General features: G+C 61.1%; 2 protein-coding genes. One reads left to right on the top strand and one right to left on the bottom strand.

The annotated features are described in order from the left end of the window. Positions 1-131: 131 nt before the first annotated feature. Positions 132-494 (bottom strand): transposase, encoded by a 363-nt coding sequence (locus tag ABGB01_RS45985; RefSeq protein ID WP_347780654.1) that lies wholly within the window; start codon positions 492-494, stop codon positions 132-134. Between ABGB01_RS45985 and ABGB01_RS45980 the strand changes: the two genes are divergently transcribed. Continuing rightward, positions 481-870, top strand: a complete 390-nt coding sequence (locus tag ABGB01_RS45980) for a hypothetical protein (RefSeq protein ID WP_347780652.1) — start codon at positions 481-483, stop codon at positions 868-870. The genes ABGB01_RS45985 and ABGB01_RS45980 overlap by 14 nt on opposite strands. Positions 871-970 lie beyond the last annotated feature (100 nt).

Here is a 970-nt window from a genome sequence, read left to right as displayed (position 1 = left end):
TGCCCCGTCAAGGCGCTCTGATCGGCGAGGGTCATCGTCACTGTCTCGATCGTCCTGTCTCGCCCTGCTTCACATCAAATGGACTCATCTGTCCCATGTATCACAGCAGTCTGACAGAGAGGGGGCCACGCTTATCGGCCCATCGCCTCTTTGACCCACAAGACCACGGAACGCTGGAGCACGTCACGCTCGTCTTCCAGTTGCTCGCGTTCCTTCTCCCACGCCGTCTTCTCCGCGGCGTGCTGCTTGACCAGCGCGGCCTTCTCCCGCCGCAACCGGGCCAGTTCCTCCTGCTCCGACTCCTCCAGCGTTCCGCTCCCGTTGCCGTTGTAGTGCTCGTCCAGCCGGTCCATCGGCACCCAGTTGTGCAGCGTGTACGGGCTGATCCCTAGATCCCGTGCCACCTGCGCGACGGGCTTGCCGGTCTCCTTCACGATACGCACCGCGCCCGCCCGGAACTCCGGATCAAAGCGCCGCCGCGTGACTGCTGCCACGACCAAACCTCTCCCGGTTCGGTCTCCACGCTACGAGGGGAAGGACATCACCGACTTCGTATGCGCAGGACTCGGCTACGACAAATATGACGACCTCACTACGGAGTACCAGGTCAAGGGTGAGTTCGCCGACTACGGCATCCGCATCGACAAGCAGCTCGCCGCCTTCATCGAGGTGAAGCGTTGCAGCCAGAAGCTCAACGCCAAGCATCTGCGGCAGGTGCAGATGTACGCCGTGAACGAGGGCGTTGAGTGGATGATCCTTTCTAACGGCCAAGTGTGGCAGGCATATCACATGACCGCCGGCCTCCCCGTGGTCATCGACCTGGCTCTTGAAGTGGACCTGCTCAGCCTGGATCCACGGTTTGAAATCTGATGCTGGTGTTGTGAAATGCGGCGAGGTGCCCTCTGAACTGGGAAGATTGGAGTTCTCTACGCTTCAATCAGCCAGCCCAGGAAGGCACCTCGTAAGTGCG

The sequence above is a fragment of the Nonomuraea sp. B5E05 genome (assembly GCF_039880665.1).
Lineage (GTDB): Bacteria > Actinomycetota > Actinomycetes > Streptosporangiales > Streptosporangiaceae > Nonomuraea.
Note: the sequence above shows the minus strand (reverse complement) of the source record. Positions and strands in the feature narration are given on the sequence as shown.